General features: G+C 52.5%; 11 protein-coding genes. 7 read left to right on the forward strand and 4 right to left on the reverse strand.

Features of this window, described 5'->3' with window-relative positions; translation table 11 throughout:
* Positions 1-223 precede the first annotated feature (223 nt).
* Positions 224-2011 carry a pyruvate kinase gene (pyk, locus tag NDI45_RS02505; RefSeq protein ID WP_190794524.1) on the forward strand — a complete coding sequence of 596 codons (1788 nt, stop codon included), beginning with the start codon at positions 224-226 and terminating at the stop codon, positions 2009-2011.
* Between the two features lie 322 nt (positions 2012-2333).
* The gene (locus NDI45_RS02510) at positions 2334-3644 is read left to right on the forward strand and encodes a hypothetical protein (RefSeq protein ID WP_190794525.1); all 1311 of its coding nucleotides are present in this window, start codon (positions 2334-2336) and stop codon (positions 3642-3644) included.
* 27 nt (positions 3645-3671) lie between these two features.
* Here the strand turns inward: NDI45_RS02510 and obgE are convergent, their stop codons facing one another.
* Positions 3672-4739 carry a GTPase ObgE gene (gene obgE / locus NDI45_RS02515; protein ID WP_190794526.1) on the reverse strand — a complete coding sequence of 356 codons (1068 nt, stop codon included), beginning with the start codon at positions 4737-4739 and terminating at the stop codon, positions 3672-3674.
* A 119-nt stretch (positions 4740-4858) separates the two neighbouring features.
* Positions 4859-8149, reverse strand: a complete 3291-nt coding sequence (locus NDI45_RS02520; RefSeq protein ID WP_348246093.1) for a glycoside hydrolase family 15 protein — start codon at positions 8147-8149, stop codon at positions 4859-4861.
* 416 nt (positions 8150-8565) lie between these two features.
* Between NDI45_RS02520 and NDI45_RS02525 the strand changes: the two genes are divergently transcribed.
* Positions 8566-9309, forward strand: coding sequence for a WecB/TagA/CpsF family glycosyltransferase (locus NDI45_RS02525; protein ID WP_348246095.1), 744 nt, complete (start codon positions 8566-8568; stop codon positions 9307-9309).
* Positions 9310-9604: 295 nt separating this feature from the next.
* On the opposite strand, the gene NDI45_RS02530 is transcribed toward NDI45_RS02525, so the two are convergent.
* Positions 9605-11188 (reverse strand): photosystem II high light acclimation radical SAM protein, encoded by a 1584-nt coding sequence (locus NDI45_RS02530; protein ID WP_348246097.1) that lies wholly within the window; start codon positions 11186-11188, stop codon positions 9605-9607.
* Between the two features lie 277 nt (positions 11189-11465).
* On the opposite strand from NDI45_RS02530, the gene NDI45_RS02535 reads away from it, so the two are divergent.
* The 4 genes from NDI45_RS02535 to rlmN all read left to right on the forward strand — a co-directional run bounded on the left by NDI45_RS02535 (position 11466) and on the right by rlmN (position 15005).
* Positions 11466-11819 (forward strand): DUF1830 domain-containing protein, encoded by a 354-nt coding sequence (locus tag NDI45_RS02535; protein WP_190789605.1) that lies wholly within the window; start codon positions 11466-11468, stop codon positions 11817-11819.
* A gap of 259 nt (positions 11820-12078) precedes the next feature.
* Positions 12079-12543: a tRNA (cytidine(34)-2'-O)-methyltransferase gene (locus NDI45_RS02540; RefSeq protein WP_190789604.1), complete on the forward strand. Its 465-nt coding sequence runs from the start codon at positions 12079-12081 to the stop codon at positions 12541-12543.
* 82 nt (positions 12544-12625) lie between these two features.
* Positions 12626-13576 (forward strand): alpha/beta hydrolase, encoded by a 951-nt coding sequence (locus NDI45_RS02545; protein ID WP_190789603.1) that lies wholly within the window; start codon positions 12626-12628, stop codon positions 13574-13576.
* Between the two features lie 382 nt (positions 13577-13958).
* Positions 13959-15005 (forward strand): 23S rRNA (adenine(2503)-C(2))-methyltransferase RlmN, encoded by a 1047-nt coding sequence (gene rlmN, locus NDI45_RS02550; protein WP_242067115.1) that lies wholly within the window; start codon positions 13959-13961, stop codon positions 15003-15005.
* Positions 15006-15511: 506 nt separating this feature from the next.
* On the opposite strand, the gene NDI45_RS02555 is transcribed toward rlmN, so the two are convergent.
* Positions 15512-16552, reverse strand: a complete 1041-nt coding sequence (locus NDI45_RS02555) for an RsmB/NOP family class I SAM-dependent RNA methyltransferase (protein WP_190789910.1) — start codon at positions 16550-16552, stop codon at positions 15512-15514.
* Positions 16553-16598 lie beyond the last annotated feature (46 nt).

A 16598-nucleotide genomic window follows, 5' to 3' on the forward strand; every position in this document is an offset into this window, starting at 1 on the left:
TGCTGCGCCAGTCCCCCTCTTAATGAGAGGAAACTAATGTAAGGAAACCAATGTGAGGAAATCTTCAAAATTCGAGGATTTCCTCAAATTTGTGTTGCTTGTTGCTGCGAACCCGATAGACTGCTGTTAACGCATTCCCTAAACGTGATACTATCCCTTTTGCCGCTCCGAGAGGAGTGTCCTTCGTTTCACCGCCTAATTTTCATCGCCCAAATCAACGTTCATGCAACCACACCATTCGCTTCATCGCACCAAAATTGTGGCAACGATCGGTCCTGCCACAAGCAGTCCAGAGGTTTTACGCGAATTGATTCAGGCGGGAGCAACCACACTGCGGCTCAACTTCTCCCACGGGACGCACGAAGACCACCAGCGCAGCATTCGTCTGATTCGGCAAATTTCGTTTGAACTGAATCAGCCCGTTGGCATTTTGCAAGACCTTCAGGGACCGAAAATCCGTCTGGGTAAGTTTGAAAACGGCTCCATTACGCTTGAGAAAGGCGACCCCTTTATCCTGACGAGCCGCAAGCTGCCGGGAACCCAGGAAATTAGTTCTGTCACCTATGGGCCGCTGGCGGAAGAAGTCCCCGAAGGCGCAACGATTTTGCTGGACGATGGGCGCGTGGAGATGCGGGTGGAGAAGGTCGATCGCGTCAACAAGGAATTGCACTGTCGCGTTGTTGTCGGTGGACCGTTATCGAACAGCAAAGGAGTTAATTTCCCCGGCGTTTATCTGTCGATCCGGGCAATGACGGACAAAGACAGAGAAGATTTGATGTTTGGGCTGGATCAGGGTGTAGATTGGGTTGCGCTCAGCTTTGTGCGAAATCCGCAGGATGTGCTGGAGATCAAAGAGATGATTTCCAGTGCGGGTAAAAATGTTCCGGTGATCGCCAAGATTGAGAAGCATGAGGCGATCGAGCAAATGGAGGCAATTCTCTCGCTTTGCGATGGCGTGATGGTAGCACGGGGCGATCTGGGCGTGGAACTGCCTGCGGAAGAAGTGCCCCTGCTGCAAAAGCGGCTGATTGCAACTTCTAATCGGCTGGGCATTCCGGTGATTACAGCAACGCAAATGCTCGACAGCATGGTGAACAATCCGCGTCCGACTCGTGCCGAGATTTCCGACGTGGCAAACGCCATCCTTGATGGAACTGATGCGGTAATGCTGTCGAACGAAACTGCCGTGGGCAAATATCCGGTAATGGCAGTCGAAACGATGGCAAGAATCGCTATGCGAATCGAACAGGATCAGTCTCCAAACCGCAGCTTTGACATTATGGCGGGGCGATCGATCCCCAACGCAATTAGTCAGGCGGTCGGAAGAATTGCTGAGCAGCTTCAGGCAGCCGCGATTATGACTCTGACCAAGACCGGAGCCACTGCCCGCAACGTTTCTAAATTTCGCCCCAATAAGCCGATCCTGGCAGTAACGCCCCATGTCGATGTCGCACGACAGCTTCAGCTCGTATGGGGTGTGCGTCCGCTCCTGGTGCTGGATTTGCCTTCAACGGGTCAGACCTTCCAGGCAGCAATTAACGTAGCTCAGGAAAAGAATTTGCTGCGAGAGGGCGATCTGGTCGTGCTGACCGCAGGAACGCTGCAAGGTGTGGCAGGCTCGACAGACCTGATCAAGGTAGATGTTGTAACGGCAGTGCTGGGCAAAGGCGTGGGCATTGGTCAGGGATCAGTAAGCGGTTGTGCCAGAGTGGTGCAGAACGGTCGGGAGCTAAGCAGCTTTAATTCGGGCGAAATTCTGGTCGTTCCAAAGACCAATGCAGATTATGTCGAAGCGATTCGCAAAGCAGCGGGAATTGTGACCGAAGAAGATAGCCTGACTAGCCATGCAGCGGTGATTGGCTTGCGGCTGGGAATCCCGGTGATCGTCGGCATGAAAAATGCAACCGAGGTCATCCGAGACGGCACGATTCTCACCCTCGATTTGCAGCGCGGCTTGGTCTACTCTGGCATGATGAATTTTGCTCAAACCGATGTGGCAATGACCGTTTAAGCAAGGGGTGGCAATCAGGATATTTCGCCGATCGTCCCGCAGCGGGAACTGCTTCATGTCGCCATTTCCTGATCATTGGTCAGGCTGCTGAATAGCAGAGTAGGGAGGAGAGGTCGATTCGATCTCTCTTTGTTCATTGGAGGTCTCGGTTGTAATTTGCATCAGGTTGGCTGGAGTTTGAGTTATCGCAAATTCGCAGTTCAGCAAGGAAACGATACAGGCAAGGGAAATTGAGCGGCCTCAACTGGAATCTGATGTTTAAGCCAGCAGCACGGGCAAGTTAAACCTGGGCAAGTTAAACCTAAGCACAATCCTCGATGCCATGAAGAATCCGCTGAAAAGGCTGCGCTTTTCGAAACAGAAAAAACCTACTTCCTCTGGTCAAACCGCTTCCTCGACTTCCCCCACTTCTAGCAGCAAGCCTAAGACATTAGCAGATTTAGAAAAAGAAATCGAAGCGGAAATGGCAGCAGAAGCAAAGCGGCTCAAAGCCGAACAGCAAAAGCCAAATCAGCCACTCCGCAAGGCTTCCCAATTGCCTCGTTACGCACTCATGCTGGCTCTGCTAGCGAGCATTCCAGTGGGGTTGGTGTGGCTGGTGAATTTGCCTTATCCTCCAATTCGTCGTCCGATCGCACGATCGGCTCCTTTGCTGCTGCTGCCAAGCTACATCCGGTTCGACAATCAGTTTAAAGGCGCGATCAATCAGGTTGAGCAAGCAAGACAACTAATAGACCAATCGACTTCTCTTGCCGATTTGAGCCGGGGATCGGAAAAGCTGGAGCAGGCAAACAAAAACCTTGATGGACTACCCATCTGGTTAGAAAGCGAGTGGCGAGAGGTCGCGGGTGCAAACTCTTGGTATGTCTTTGCCTATAGTGCCGCCGGATTTAACCTTGCTAGAGCAGAAGTCGGACGCCTTCAGGCAAAAATGTTTCAAGAAAAGAACGCTGAAACTAGATTGCTGGAAGCCGAAAAACAAATCGCTGCCGCGAAACAACAATATGCCGCTGCTCAAAACTTGCTGGTTCAGCAAACCGCGATCGGACAATGGGAAAAAGCGATCGAGCAGTTCGCTCAAATTCCGCCCGAAACGTTAGCAGGCAGACTTGCTCCGCAAAAGCTTGATGCTGCTCAGAATGAGTTTATTGCCGTGATTGGGCAGTCCAGCACATTGCAGAGCCAGGGTGAAATTGGGGCAGCAGCGCAGTTTGCTCGGAGAGCTGCCGAAGCCAGTCAAAACCCACCTCATCCGGTTGAAGAATGGCAGCGGGTGGAATCTTTGTGGCAGGAGGCGATCGATCGCTTGTCCAAAATCTCGTCAGAAGATTCAGCAGGCTATCAGCAGGCGCAAACAAAACTTGCCCAGTATCGGGATAATCTGGAGCAGATTCAGATTCGCAAGCAGCAAGAAGCGGACTCAGTGAAGGCTCTGGAGCAGGCAGAGGCATTAATCGAGATTCTGGTGGCGAACCCACCCCCAAATAATCGATCGCTCAGTGTCAGCCTTCAGCGGATTATTCGCGAACTTGAGAAAGTGAAGAACGGCACGACAGTCTACCAGAAAGCGCAGAACCGGCTTCAAAACGCCCAAAGCAAGCTAGACCAAATTTCTCCCAAAGCTAAAAGCTAACGGCAATTTCCTCCAGCGAGCCCAGGTTTAAAGCTCCTGACAGACAAATTCGGTTTCGATTCCCGCCTCGTCCTCGGTTTGACTCGGTTCAGAAGCTTTGATTTCGTCAAGCATTTGCCACACTGTTGGCAGCAGCTCATCCAGTCCGCTTCCCGAAACGGCAGAAATGATGAAGACCGGACAGCCGCTTCGATCGTGTAATTCGGCTGCGAGGTCGTTGGGTAGCGTGCTATCGGGCGGCAGAGCGTCGATTTTGTTAACGGCAAGAATCTGGGGACGATCGGGTAACCCGCGATCGTATGCCTCAAGCTCAGCTTGGATCGTTTCGTAGGCAGCGATCGGGTCTTCAGAAGTCACATCGATCAGGTGCAGCAGCAGCCGGGTTCGTTCAATGTGGCGCAGAAAGTCGTGTCCCAGTCCGGCTCCCTGGTGTGCCCCTTCGATCAGTCCGGGAATGTCGGCAAAAACAGTTCCGTCTCCGGTGGGCTTTCGCACCACGCCGAGGTTAGGGATCAGGGTGGTAAACGGATAATCGGCGATTTTGGGACGGGCAGCAGACAGGGCAGAAATCAGGGTCGATTTGCCTGCATTGGGTAAGCCAATAATTCCTACTTCTGCCAGCAGTTTCAGCTCCAGCCGAATGGCGCGTTCTTCTCCGGGAAGTCCGGGCAGAGCATTTTCGGGGGCGCGGTTGCGGTTGCTGAGAAAGTGACGGTTGCCGAGCCCGCCTTTGCCGCCTTGCGCGACGAGCAGGGTTTGTCCGGGCGTGACCAGATCTCCAACAATCTCATCGGTTTCGATGTCGTAAACAACTGTGCCGCAAGGCACTTCAATGTAAAGATCGTCTGCTGAAGCTCCGGTCATGTTTTTGGGACCGCCGCGCTGACCGTTTTTTGCCTTAAAAATGCGGGCGTACTGAAAGTCCAGCAGGGTTTGCAGATGCTCAACTGCTTTCAGATAAACCGATCCACCTGCACCGCCATTGCCGCCCGCAGGACCGCCCGCAGGCACATATTTTTCGCGCCGGAAGGCAACCATGCCATCTCCGCCTGAGCCTGACTGAACTTCAATTTCTGCCTGATCGATAAACTGCATGATCTGATTTGCTGGCAATAGTGATGACAATGGAATGATGCGATCGAATGCCGCGCTCCTTCTTTAGATCGTAGGCGATCGATTTTCAGTCGGGGAGGATTTGGCAAAATTCGATTCTCTCAGGCTGAGATCGGAGCGCGAGGCATCGGGGCTTGTCCCAGTTCGGTCAGGAAGCGCAGTGCTTTCGCAATATATTTCGCGCAAACATAGGGCGAGGTTTCATAGAACGATCGCCAAGCAACTCCTTTTTGCTGATCGTAGGTATCCGCAGCATCAGGGTGATGATCCAGCCAGGCGAGTCGGACGGCGTGACCGATCAGCACATCCAGCACAATGTATTCCTCGATCTGGAGGTCTGGATTGCGATCGGCGATGGCAGCCAGCTCCATCAGTGCCTCGATGTTGACCTGACGATATTCGGAAGCCTGAATGTTGTTCAGCAGATGCTCGACCCGCAGCGCAAAGTTTTTCTCGCCTGGAGTCATTTCTGCCAGCAGCACTTCACTATCGAGCCGATTGCGGCGATCGAGCTTGTCGCCAATCACTACGCCTTTGCAGTGCCGCATCACCTGCCACACGCTGGGATAAAACCCAGTGGGAACGCGATTCAGGGCCCCGTCTCGCTGCCGCTGCTTCCACCAGTCGATCGACTGTGCCGGAGCTTCTACATTTGCCTCAGCGGAAATGACCCATTCGATTTCCTGGGTTTGGCGAACGTGCAGCGATTCTTGCTGAAATAGCGACTGGTTCAGCGTGTTGTAGCCTGCGAGAACCTGCATCAGACGCAGCTTAATCTCAAACGGACTGAGGCGCATCAGCCGCTCGTATGCTTCGTCTTGCGTGATTTGCTGCTCGCGTGCCAGTTCGGTGGTAATCAGCAGAATCAGATAGCTCACCCGCAGTGTCAGTAATCCTTTAAAAAGCTGGGGATCGGTCTTGATCAGCACACTGAGGTAGATTAGGATTTCCTGGGTGAGCGGACGCTCGCGCACGTCGCTGCTGCAAAAGTGCTGAATCTTGTCCATGATGTCCGTCGCAGGGAGGGGACTGGTGATTAGCGAAGCTTCGGTATAGGCCTTGCCCACCGAGATTTGCTTGCCCCGTACCAGGATATCGGTGACCGCATCCGAGAGGCTGACATCAACTTTGTGCAGCAGCCCGGCAACGCGCCGAATGACTGCCCAGAGCTGAATCTGACTGGCTTTGCTGTAAACCTCATCCAACAGCATCGCGATCGTCACAGGCTGACCCGAACCCCCCAATCCTGTGTCAAAGGTGAGATCACACAAATTGCTGAGATTTTCCAGCAAATCAATCTGCTCATACAGGTTCACCGACTGCTGCAGCAAATCAAGCAATCGTGGAATATTGGTTTCATAAGCCAGCAAAAATTCCTGCGTATTGCTCAGGGGCGCATTGCGATCTGGATAAAACGTTAGGTAATACTCTGCCGGAGCTGCATTTTGCACTGATGCCTCAGCAAACTCAAAGTCGTGCAGAAAATCAACCCGCTCTATGCCTGCGGTCAGCATCATTTGTTTTAAGTCGCCGAGCTTAACCGGAACGCCGTTGCAGCTTCCTTCCTGTAATTCCCGCAGCAGCTTGAGTAGGGGAGAGGATTCAGCAACCCCATCGGGCGATCCCTGCTCTGCCTCGGTCTGGAACATGGCATGGGTCAGCAGCAGTGTCATCGTCGGTCTGCCGAGCTGACGCCAGTGTCGCTGAATGTATGCCAGTTCGCCTTTGATCTGTGCCACCAGAAAGTGATAGTCCAACGTTAGGTAAAACTGCTGCGGATCGAGGAAGGCAGGCAGGAAGACGATCGTTTCCCCTCGAACCTTGAAAATCCGCGAAGTCGTCATGCTGCGAAGCCGCCGAACCGGGCGACCCGTGAGCTTCAGCTTGTCATTGCGTCCGATCTGGGAATAGACACGAGACAGTTCCTCTGCCCGTCTGACTTGAATGGGGGCAACTTGTGCCGGAGTTTGGGTGGCGATCCCATAGGTGGCTAGCTCTGCCTGAAGCATTTCGTCTTCGGTCAGCAACGCAATTTGCACCAGGGGTTTCTGACGCTTGCCCGACTGCCGATGCCGTCCGAGGGGGTCAATATCGCCGATCGCTAGCAGCCCTTCCCGAATCATCTGCCCCAGCAAATAGAGGCTTTGTGCCCAGACCAGCGGCACGTTTTCATTCGGCAAGCGAGTTTGACTGTGGGGAGTCGATCGCTCTGCTTCGATCTTGTCCGCAAGCACGAAATAAAGCTCTGGCAACAGCTTAAAACCGTTTTGCTCGATCAGCAGCGGCTGAAGTTTCTGGTCATAGCGTTCCGCCTGTTCCCGATCGTCGCGAAACAGCGCGTCCAGCAGGAGATAGGTGAAAAAGAGGGGCCACTCGCACTCGATATGCTCAAACTGCTTCAGCTCTTTCGGCTCGTAGTGCAGCCGAGTCACATCTTCAATAACAGTTTGGTGTCCGTCGCGCAGGAACCGTTTACAGCCATAGTTGCCTTGCAGCTTAGAAATCACGTTGTCGCGGGTGCGATCGACCAGAGTTCTGTCTTCGATCGCAAATGCTGGAAAGCCGATCACACTCAGCAGTGCCCCATCCACTTCCTTGGAAGCCGATTCTCTGGGCAGCAGCGAGTCCAGCGTAATTCGTGCCCTGGCGATCTCATCCGGCAAGACGTGAATCACCGAAGCCTGACTGCCACGCACACCAAACAGATCGAGTCCATTAATGGCTTCCAGGGCTGCCTTTGCCATGCCGATCGAGCTGGCGTTGAGTTCGGGCTTGCCATGGTTCATTTTGTTGCCGCGTTCCCAGATGCCATAGTCCGGGGTACGGTAGGTGCGACCGATGTAATACACCAGATTTTGAATGAAATTCACTTCATCGATCGTGAAGACAATTTGCAGCCCGGAAACCGTCATTTGCGCCAGCATCAGCAAATAGAGCGACGTGGCATCCAACTGAAGATGTCCCCAGCCGTCATCCCCCACCACCACATCTGCAGTCTGGGTGTCGTATTTGGCGTGCAGCGCGTCAAGCAACCCCTGCGATACTTTGAATTTTTCGACTTTGTGCGCCTGCCGCATCATGGCAAACAGCAAGCCGCGCATCAGTTTCACGACGCTGTATTCTAGCTCATACGCCCTGCCACGATCGTCATTCACCTTTCGGTATGCCAGTCCCAGCCCCCAGACCGCCAGAATGCTGTAAACGTTGTCCCGCACCCAGGCATCAGTATAGTTGCCGTGAGCAGTAATGGCAGTGCTAGCAGGCAAAAGTCCAGTCACCGGATGCTGGCGATCGAGAATAACGGCGCAAATCTCTTGATAATAGGTATCCAAGCGACTTTGGAGCGCAAGATCATCAGTCAGATGAGCAGAGGTAGTCAGATGAGCAGCCATAGATCCTCACAGGTTTCCGGGAGAACAATTCTGAAGGGCGTAGAAGACAGCAGCGGAGATAACCAAAGCGGGTAGCTTCAATCACAGGCATTCTTCAATCACACGCATTACGGAACAAGAGCCAGGCAAGGGGGAAAGATAAATTCTCCTTACTTTGCTGAGTTGCCCTCAAAAAAGTGCTTGCAGTGTTTCTCTACTCATGAGGAGAAGTACTGATGCAGTTAATAAATTCTTAATGATCATACTCTGTGCAGATGCCAGAGTGAAACCGTGCTGGTCGTCGCCTCATTCAATCCCTAACCTTAATTCTGCCGAGAGGATAGCAAAGCCGATACGAAATCTGAGTAATTTCTCAGAATCTTCACGGAAACAAAGCCCCCTATAATTGGAAGGCATTAAATTCTGTCGTCTTCCCCATGCCTGACCTGCTCCAAGCTCCCAGACGATCGACCGTGTTAGGGTTACCAATCCACCTGGTTTCCGACTATCCGGGCTGGCTACTGTCCCATGCAAAACATCATTGCGGCGTTCATGTCGTGACGCTGAATGCAGAAATGGCAATGCAGGCAGAGAAAACGCCCGACCTGGCAGCGGTGATCCGCAAAGCAGAACTTGTGATTCCCGATGGCTCTGGAGTCGTCCTTTATCTGCGGCTACGGGGTATGAAAGTGCAGCGATGTCCTGGCATCGAGCTAGCAGAAAAATTGATCAATCAAATGCCGCTGCTAGGTTCAGAAGGCACAGTTTTCTTTTACGGTGGTGCGCCCGGAGTGGCTCAAGCCGCAGCCGATCGCCTTCAACAGCACATTCCCAAACTTAAGGTCGTCGGCGTTCAGCACGGATATTTATCGGCAGAAGAACGATCGCAGCTCAACGAAACCCTCCAGCAGCTTCAGCCGCGCCTGATTCTTGTGGGCTTGGGCGTCCCCCGCCAGGAACTCTGGATCGCTGAGCATCGCTATCTTTGCCCTGATTCGATCTGGATTGGCGTCGGTGGCAGTTTTGATATCTGGTCTGGCAAAAAGACCCGCGCTCCAAGATGGCTGGCAAATAACCATTTGGAGTGGGTCTATCGGCTGTATCAGGAACCCTGGCGATGGCGACGGATGCTGGCTCTGCCAAGGTTTGCCCTGCGTGCCCTGCTCGATCCGCAACGGTAATTGGAACAAGTCGCTTTTCAATTCGGGGCTGTCGTCTTACCTTGAACCTTGAATTGTCTCTGGTTTGGGTTTGAGGCTTCGTAGCCCCCTAAATCCCCCAGTCTTGGGAGAACTTTAAGATTCGGAGCAAGGGAAGTTCGCCTCTGATGCCTTCATCCAATTCACGATTCTTGAATCTCGCTCCCAAGCTTTGCGCTTTGAACGGTTCGGAAGTCCCCCAAAGTTGGCCTATTTAAAGGACATAGGAGATTTGCAGCTGATTCGAGAGTGTGATTAGAGATTGTTTAACACAAGCTTAAACCGCAGTCAGTTCCTTGGGTTCCTTCGGTTCTTTAGAGTCGATCGGGGCAGTGAGAGCTTCCTCTAACGGAGCCACGCCCAAACGCTGTTCCAGAATATTCATTACTTCCCGTCCAAAGTCGTTTGGGTTTTGTTGCCATGCCTGGAGGCAGACCTCGCCAAAGAAAGAGCCGAGCGGTTCTGGATTCCAAAGCAGCTTTTTAGCAACCCAGGGGAAGTAGATGGCAAGCGGATTGTAGCCTCGCTTCAAAATATTGTTCTTGAAGGCGTACTCTTCCAGGTGCGTGTGGGGCTGGAGTCCGATGAAGAAGATAGCAGGCTCCACCTTATCTGCACCAAAGATGCGCTCCATCTCCCGGTGATAAGCGATCGTCTGACGAATGGTGTCAAACGTCTCATCAATGACATTAAACGAATAGTTAATCGAGACCAGGTCATTAAATCCGGCAGCTTTGAGATCGCGGCAGTTTTGCAGCACCGTCCGCAGGTTATAGCCCATCCGCATTTTGCGAACCAGCTCTTGGGAACCGCTCGTGATGCCGATCTCAAAATAATTCATCCCGGTTTTCACCATCAGGTCGCAGAGTTCCGGGGTTAGGTTGTCTGCCCGAATGTACGCCGCCCAGTGAATATCCGTCATGCCTGCGTCGAGGATTTTTTGCAGGAGCTCGATCGCATCATTCATAAACCGCCGTGCCGGAATAAACTGAGCATCGGTAAACCAGAAATTGCGAACGCCGCGATCGTAGAGCTGGCGCATTTCCTTCACGACTTCGTCTGCCGGATTGATTCGCACCTGCTTACCTTCGACCACGGTATAAACGCAGTAGCAGCAGTTGTGGGGACAGCCGCGCTTGGTCTGCACCCCAATATAAAAGTCGCCTTCTTGCAGATAGTAGTCAAAATCCGACCAGATTTCCGCAATGTAGTCGTAGTTGCAGGCAGTTTTCTCTAGGGGGGCAGGCTGTTCGTGAATGAGGCGATCGCGAGGCTGGGTTTCACCCACAATGTAGCAGCGTTCGTCTGCAATATCCTGTCCATGCAGCAGCTTTTCGAGCAGAGCTTCTCCCTCCCCAACCGAGATGATCGTCCCTTTCGGCAGCACTTTGCCCAACTGCTCATAAAATACGCTGACCGCACCGCCCCCAACGACCGATCGTGCCTCCGGGCAATACTGACGGGCGCGCTTCAGCCCTCGCTGAATCAGATTCTGGTTGCGCCACAGCTCAGTCAGGTAGGATGACACCATCCGCAGTCCGCCAATCGCCCCTCTCAGTTTGGTGAATGGATTGCGGGCGTAGTAGAACTCAAACGCGTTTTGCAGCGGGTTACCGCCTCGTCCGCCGACCGGAGCGTAAATCTGAATATCGCGCCAGGAGAATACCAGCAGCGTTGGCTTGAACTCGTCAATGCAGCGATCGAGCGCAGCTCCAAAATCTAGCGGTGGAATTGTTCCCAGATCGAGAATGCGCTGAGAAACGTCTGGAAATAGCTTGTGAACATGATCTGCCAGATAAACAACTCCGATCGGGAAGATGGGGTTGCAGGGCAGGCGCACGTAGAGAATGCGATCGTTCATGTGCGGGCAGTAGAAATCTGAACGGGAGGTTTATATAACTTCACGATACCACTGACTTTCTTGGGCTGCATGGATTTCCCCTAGACTGCTACTAACCGACCAACCTGAGTTAGGAAGAAGGTAAATATTAAATGTTCAGAAAGAGCGGATTAACAAAACGGATCGCTCTTTCCCAAGGCAGAGATAGGGGGATGGTAGTCGGGTTTACAGCTAGCGGGGATCAGACAGTGTTAGGGTCTAAATACTAGAAAACCTCGCTCCAACGCAGCTCAATCCTATGGCGCAAATTTTTGATCCCCTTCCTCCAGGTGCATCCGATCCGATCGTCTGCTGCTACGTAAATGCCACGAGCAGAATTCAGATTGGCAGAATTACCAATATTCCAAACTGGTATTTTGAGCGCGTCATTTTTCCCGGACAGCGGCTCGTGTTTGAGGCATTGCCACAGGCACAGCTCGAAATTCACTCTGGCGCGATGGCAAGTGCAATCTTGGCGGATATCATCTCCTGCAATCAATTGAGGATCGAAGCTGCGCTAGAGGAAGATTTGGGCATGAGCCTCAATCCTGAGGAGTCTGGATCGCATCCGAGTGAGCAAGCTCCCCTGGCAACGGCGGCAACGGCAGACTAAGTATCGACACCTGCTTTTTTCTAAACCGTCGATCGTTACAGGATAGTTGATACACAGGATGGTTAATACAAATTGATTTAGAAATCTTTGAAATCCAGGTATCTGCAAGTTCTTGTTAGGGCTGCTCAACTTTATCTTCTCCTTCGGGTCAATCACCTGGAGGAGTTTTTATTACCTGGGCACAGTGTCCAACCGCAACGCGCCCAAATCGCCTATAACTAGAGGACAGAAAACTCGAAACTGTGAAACGATCGATTCTATGCCGCAGGTTGTTCTGGTTCATCCTCAAATTCCGCCTAACACGGGCAACATCGCTCGTACCTGTGCTGCAACCAAAACCCCGCTTCATCTGGTTGGACCGTTGGGCTTTGAAATCAGCGATCGATATTTGAAACGAGCCGGGCTCGACTACTGGGACTATGTGGATCTGCACTATCACGCCTCGTTAGAAGACTTTGTTGCCGAAACCCAGCAGCACCCCGGACGCTGGATTGGCTTTAGCACCTCAGGACGCTGTAGCCACCTTGAGTTTCAGTATGAGCCGAGTGATTGGCTCCTGTTTGGCTGCGAAACAACAGGACTACCGCCTCATGTGCTGGAAGCTTGCCATACGGTGGTGAGAATTCCAATGGCACATCCCAAAGTTCGCAGTCTCAATCTTTCGGTGAGTGTGGCGATCGGCTTATTTGAGGCGCGTCGGCAATTGGGCGATCTAGCGGAATAGGGCGATGTGGCACAGCGATAGATCCCAACCTTTGCTTAACAATGCCAAAATCTGTAGCAACATTTGAGCAAAGGAGGAGTGAATGGGCGGTTCTACGATCGATCCGGGGGCGGTCGAACCTGAGTTTTTGCTGTTTGTGCAGCATGGGTGGGCAGACGATAATCAGGCTGTACTGAGTCTGGCGAAGCGGCTAGTGACCGATATTACGCCGGTCGTTGCGCCTGATCTAGGGTTTATTCAAACCTGGCTTAAAATTGACCCGCTGATTGATGCAGTCGAAACGATCGCCGCCGCTCACCTTACGCCCTATCCCCAGACTCCGATCCGGATCGTCGGTCACTCAATGGGCGGGTTGATCTGGCTGGAGGTGCTGCATCGTCACCCAGAATGGTGGTCGCGGGTTCACTCGCTGGTACTGATTGGTTCTCCGGTTGGGGGTTCGGATCTGAGTCGGCTGATCGACCCCTGGCAGTTGGGAATTGGGATTGCAGCCGATCTGGGCGTGTCGCGGGTGCATTTGGCAGAGTCGATCGCCCAAAAGATTCCCACCCTGATCATTGCCGGAGATGTGGGGCAGGGAACAGACGGAACAGTGCCGATCGCCTGTATGCGGTTTGCCAATGCTCAATATGTTTGCCTACCGGGCGTCTCCCATTCTGCGCTGCGAAACCATCTAGACGTGGCAGCCACGATTCGCGACTTCTGGGTAGATACGACGATCGGCGAAACCATTCTGGATAACGACATCATCCGGCGACTGCGCGCAACTCCGGGTATGACCGATGGACACTGCGGCGACTTCGATCAGGCAGCGATCGCCATGACGCTGGCAAACGGCGGTACGATTCGCACCTGGCGAAACTGGTTTGGCATGGATTATGCCTTCCTCACTTCCCCTGAGGGAGAATGCCTCTACGCCGGATATGTCGGCTGGTTTCACGCTCAGGATCTCCGCGAAGCTCTGGAGGATATTAAAGGGGCGTATGCGATTACGCCTTCAGAGAACTGTGGAGCAACCAGGCTAGGAGGGTGAAAGTTCTGATTGTGACCCGAACTGCCCCCGCACCCCCCTATTCTGGCGGTCGGTCGGTACGATGAGAAACCTAGTTGCCTTCAAGGAGTTCAAAATCCCCCAGAATTGGGGAATTGAGGGGCAACGCAGGACTCTAAGACTCCTCAAACATCCTCCAGGAGAAATTCGGGCAAAAAGTCGAGTCTCAGGGAATCTCGTATCATGGAAAGAGTGACCTCCTGTGCGAATTCCTATGTCTGCTGTAACGCCGCTTGATGCTGATTCGATCGATTCTCCCCAAGGGAAAGCTGTAACCAAGCGTACAGGGGAAGCTGCAATCGATAGCCTCGCTGTTCCCCAAAGGGATGATAATCACCCGACCTCAACTCGCCCTTTATTAGGAATGACTCAGGCGGAACTCACAGAATGGGTTCAGCAGCAGGGTCAGCCCGCCTATCGTGGCAAGCAGCTTTATCAGTGGATTTATCAGCAAGGGGCACGATCGCTTGCGGACATCTCGGTGTTTCCCAAGCAGTGGCGAGCGACAGTTGTGGATGGGGCGATCGGGCGGTCAACGGTTCACTATCGATCGGAAGCGGCAGACGGCACGGTGAAATATTTGCTGCGGCTAGCAGACGGGCACATCATCGAAACGGTGGGAATGCCCACGTACAAATACACGGACTTACCTGGAAATTCGGCAGTGCGACGCGGCGCCAGTGAGCGGCTGACCGTGTGTGTCTCTTCTCAGGTGGGCTGTCCGATGGCGTGTGACTTTTGCGCGACCGGAAAAGGCGGACTGCTTCGCAACTTAGAAACACACGAAATTATCGATCAGGTGTTGACTGTGCAGGAAGACCTAGGGCAGCGCGTCAGCCATATTGTGTTTATGGGCATGGGCGAACCGCTGCTGAACATGAACAACGTGCTGGCTGCCATTCGATCGCTTAATCAAGACGTAGGCATCGGGCAGCGCAACATAACCGTTTCCACCGTTGGCATTCCCGGACGCATTCGTCGCTTTGCCGAACATCAGCTTCAGGTAACGCTGGCAGTAAGCCTCCATGCTTCTAATCAAGCAACGCGAGAAAGACTCATCCCCAGTGCCCGTGCTTACCCGCTTCAGGCATTACTGGACGAATGCCGCGAATATGTCAGCCTCACGGGGCGGCGCGTCTCGTTTGAATATATTCTACTGGCAGGACTGAATGACGGTCAGCAGCAGGCGATCGAGCTGGCCCACCATCTGCGTGGCTTCCAGAGCCATGTGAACCTGATTCCCTATAACCCGATTAGCGAAGCAGACTACCAGCGTCCCAGCGAACAGCGCATTCAGGCATTTGTTAAAGCCTTGCAGGACAAACACATCGCCGTCAGCATTCGCTATTCCAGAGGCTTAGATACCGATGCCGCCTGCGGTCAACTTCGTGCTTCCAAGGCAACGCTGTAGAAACCAGGGCAACGATCGCCACTACCCAAAGCGCTTGTGCGGCTACTGATTCACCTACTGATCCATCAGCAACCGCAGAAAATAAGTAGAGCAAAAATTTATAAGGAATTGAAGTCTAGTCAGGCATGATGGAAACAAAGAATATCTAGCTAACGAATTTATTTTTAAAAGCAACTCACAAACAAAATTGACCTATTCAGGAACGATCGTTCAATCTTTTCAAGGTTAAACGTGTGAATAATAAGTTTGAAGGAAAGGCTCAACGATCGCAAATCGTTTTGCAAGAACCAAACTTTATTGGATCCTGAATTGATCCTGAAATCGATCGATGAAGAAATCTTGAGAATAAGCAAAATCTTGAGAATAAACATAAGAGAAAAACAAATCTCGACCAGGAGGTAGAAAACTTGCTGACAACAGCACGCCCGGCGTAAACTTTGCTTGTACTGTTGCTCATGGACTCACTGAACCATGCAGGATATCTCAAAGGAAGATAATGCAGCGGTTTAAGAGCGCGATGTAGAAATCAATCTCGGACGCTGTAGAAATTCCTTGAGCCGCTGTGCGGCAGCTTCCTCGATCGCGTTATTGTCAGCAGACTCCCTATCAATAGCCTCCCCGTTAATCGTAAAGCCAGCCGTATTTTGAAACAGGGCACTGAAGGCGCCTGCACCCAGCCCCAACTGAGGAAACATTCGATAGCAGGGAAACTGCGCCAGATGCGATCGATAAGCTGACAGGGCATCAACGGCGATTGGTTGAAACTGCGAAAACTTTTCTAAAAACCATTCACAAACCTGTTCATTTTCTTCTGGAGAATAGGCGCAGGTCATATAAAGCAAATATCCGCCGGGAGCAACCACCCGCGCTGAATTGGCAATAATTCGCTTTTGTCGATTTGCATTTTTGTTGATGCTGACCGGATGAAAGCAGCCCGGAGCCTTGCCGCCTTTTGCTAGCAACGATTGTCCAGTACAGGGCGCATCCACGAGCACCACCTCTGCCGTTTGCGGAATTGCCTCTGCCAGCACTTCAGGGTCTAAATTTGACACAACAGCAGGTTCAATCTGACACCGCTTCAGGTTCGACAGCAGGGCACCAATTCGCTTGCCGATCACTTCATTGGACAGCAGATAATCCGGTTGCAGAGCAGCCCAAGCAAAAATACTTTTTCCGCCGGGAGAAGCACACATATCGACCACGAGGCGAACAGGAGCATTAATTACCCCCCCCTGGGAACTGCTTCGTATCGCCAGCAGCGGTGTGGCCGCAAACACTGAAGAAAAATCCAGACAGTAAAAATAGCCCGCTTTATGCAGCGAATGCTGTCCTGGTCTTTCTCCAAGCGTCAATCGATCGACAAAGGCTGCCTGCCAGAGAAGAGCAGGTTCGACGGCAAAGGGAAATGGCTCAGGACGAGGCTTTGTCCAGAGAATACAGGGCGAAAACGATCGCGGCTGAGTCAGCGCATGGATAAACTGCTGCTGTTGTTCGGCATCCGTCCAGAGTTTCTGGCTAAATTTAATCAGTAACTTAGAAGCTTCCATTTCACTTTTCGACTTCACCTTTCGATCGCTTTCGCGCTAAACGTTA

The sequence above is a fragment of the Leptolyngbya sp. GB1-A1 genome (assembly GCF_039962475.1).
Taxonomy (GTDB): Bacteria; Cyanobacteriota; Cyanobacteriia; order Elainellales; family Elainellaceae; genus Leptolyngbya_A.

Coding starts and splice junctions, on each gene's coding strand:
- pyk (WP_190794524.1), top strand. CDS start 224: ATGCAACCACACCATTCGCTTCATCGCACCAAAATTGTGGCAACGATC.
- NDI45_RS02510 (WP_190794525.1), top strand. CDS start 2,334: ATGAAGAATCCGCTGAAAAGGCTGCGCTTTTCGAAACAGAAAAAACCT.
- obgE (WP_190794526.1), bottom strand. CDS start 4,739: ATGCAGTTTATCGATCAGGCAGAAATTGAAGTTCAGTCAGGCTCAGGC.
- NDI45_RS02520 (WP_348246093.1), bottom strand. CDS start 8,149: ATGGCTGCTCATCTGACTACCTCTGCTCATCTGACTGATGATCTTGCG.
- NDI45_RS02525 (WP_348246095.1), top strand. CDS start 8,566: ATGCCTGACCTGCTCCAAGCTCCCAGACGATCGACCGTGTTAGGGTTA.
- NDI45_RS02530 (WP_348246097.1), bottom strand. CDS start 11,188: ATGAACGATCGCATTCTCTACGTGCGCCTGCCCTGCAACCCCATCTTC.
- NDI45_RS02535 (WP_190789605.1), top strand. CDS start 11,466: ATGGCGCAAATTTTTGATCCCCTTCCTCCAGGTGCATCCGATCCGATC.
- NDI45_RS02540 (WP_190789604.1), top strand. CDS start 12,079: ATGCCGCAGGTTGTTCTGGTTCATCCTCAAATTCCGCCTAACACGGGC.
- NDI45_RS02545 (WP_190789603.1), top strand. CDS start 12,626: ATGGGCGGTTCTACGATCGATCCGGGGGCGGTCGAACCTGAGTTTTTG.
- rlmN (WP_242067115.1), top strand. CDS start 13,959: ATGACTCAGGCGGAACTCACAGAATGGGTTCAGCAGCAGGGTCAGCCC.
- NDI45_RS02555 (WP_190789910.1), bottom strand. CDS start 16,552: ATGGAAGCTTCTAAGTTACTGATTAAATTTAGCCAGAAACTCTGGACG.